1 protein-coding gene and 1 pseudogene are annotated in these 1,828 nt (G+C 36.7%); one reads left to right on the plus strand and one right to left on the minus strand.

The window, feature by feature from the left end:
* Positions 1-1,272: heavy metal translocating P-type ATPase (locus tag ACY65O_RS04455; protein ID WP_462219643.1), on the plus strand; the 1,272-nt coding region annotated here is incomplete at its 5' end.
* A gap of 6 nt (positions 1,273-1,278) precedes the next feature.
* Here the strand turns inward: ACY65O_RS04455 and ACY65O_RS04460 are convergent.
* Positions 1,279-1,828 (minus strand): annotated as a pseudogene (locus tag ACY65O_RS04460) (hypothetical protein); the annotation flags it as partial.

The raw sequence follows: 1,828 nt of genomic DNA on the forward strand, positions 1-1,828 counted from the left end.
GCACAAATAAAAGTAACAACAGCTTACACTGATAGCAAGCTGAGCAAGATTTTAGAGATGGTACAAAATGCCACTGCACAAAAAGCACCCACCGAATTATTCATCCGAAAGTTTGCAAAAATATATACACCCATTGTTGTGTTGCTGGCAATTTTAATTTGTGTAGTGCCTATGTTGTTTGTTGATAATTATGTGTTCAGCCAATGGTTGTACAGAGCTTTGGTTTTCTTAGTTATTTCTTGTCCTTGTGCATTGGTTATTTCAATTCCGTTGGGCTATTTTGGTGGCATTGGTGCAGCAAGTAAAAATGGAATTTTATTTAAAGGCAGCAATTTTTTAGACATCATTGCCAATATCCAAAATGTAGTGATGGATAAAACCGGCACAATGACCGAAGGTGTTTTTAAAGTGCAGGAAGTTGTTATAAAACCAGAATTTAATAAAGATGAAATCCTGCAAATGGTAAATGTTTTGGAAAGCCAAAGTACCCATCCCGTTGCAACCGCCATTCATCAGCATGTAGGAGAAATTAATAGCTCAATTAAATTAAACAATGTAGAAGAAATTGCAGGACATGGTTTAAAAGCCGAAGTAAATGGTAAAGAATTATTAGTAGGCAATTTTAAGTTGATGGATAAGTTTTCTATCAAGTATGACATTGATCCGGCGAGTATTGTTTACACTTTAATTGCCATTGCTTACGATAAAAAATTTGCAGGCTACCTCACCATTGCCGACACTATAAAAGAAGATGCACAGGAAGCCGTAAATAAACTGCACAGCATGAATGTGAAAACCACTATGCTTAGCGGCGATAAAGGTTCGGTAGTAAAATTTGTTGCAGATAAATTAGGAATAGACAATGCTTTTGGCGATTTATTGCCGGAAGATAAAGTAAATAAAGTAAAAGATATTATTGCACGGAACGAAACCGTAGCTTTTGTAGGCGATGGTGTGAATGATGCACCAGTAGTGGCTTTGAGCAATGTAGGCATTGCAATGGGCGGTTTGGGAAGCGATGCCACTATTGAAACCGCAGATGTTGTTATTCAGGATGACAGACCAAGTAAAATTGCAATGGCAATAAATATTGGCAAGCAAACTAAAAAGATTGTTTGGCAAAATATTATTCTTGCATTTGTAGTAAAAGGTGTTGTGCTTGTACTTGGTGCAGGTGGTCTAGCCACTATGTGGGAAGCGGTGTTTGCAGATGTTGGCGTTGCGTTATTGGCTATACTTAATGCAGTTAGAATACAGCGAATGAAGTTTTGAAACTATCTATTTGTTTAACATAAAAACCTGCGCCGCCGCATTATTTTTAAGCACTACTAATAAATTATTTTCTTTCATGTAAATTAATTTGCGGCTTTCGCCCCTTACTTTTAAACCATCTGTTGTATGGGGCACTGCAGTAAATTCTCCTTTACCATTTCCTTTAAGCATTAAAATTGAAGTGGCATCAATATTCCCCACCATCACAGCAGGATCGTTACTGTTACCACAAACAATAATATCTTTTATGCCGTCTTTATCAAAATCATCAACAACAACATCATTAATATTAGAGAGTTGCGCTTTTTCAGCAAAGGCAACAAAACGAAAGGCACCGTTGCCTTCATTTATTAAAACACCTGATTCAAAAAAGTTAGTTTTATAAATATCCATTCCTTTTTTTTGCTCTTCGGTAAACAGTTTATCGAGTGTGGTGCCGGAATAATCTTTGTAGCGAATGAATTTTTTTCGCATAGAAGGCATTTGATCTATCAACTGATCCCTGCTAAAAAGGGGATAACATTTTCCCTGGTTGTAATAACCCAGCACTGCATCG

Source organism: Ferruginibacter sp. (assembly GCF_031430955.1).
Lineage (GTDB): Bacteria > Bacteroidota > Bacteroidia > Chitinophagales > Chitinophagaceae > Ferruginibacter.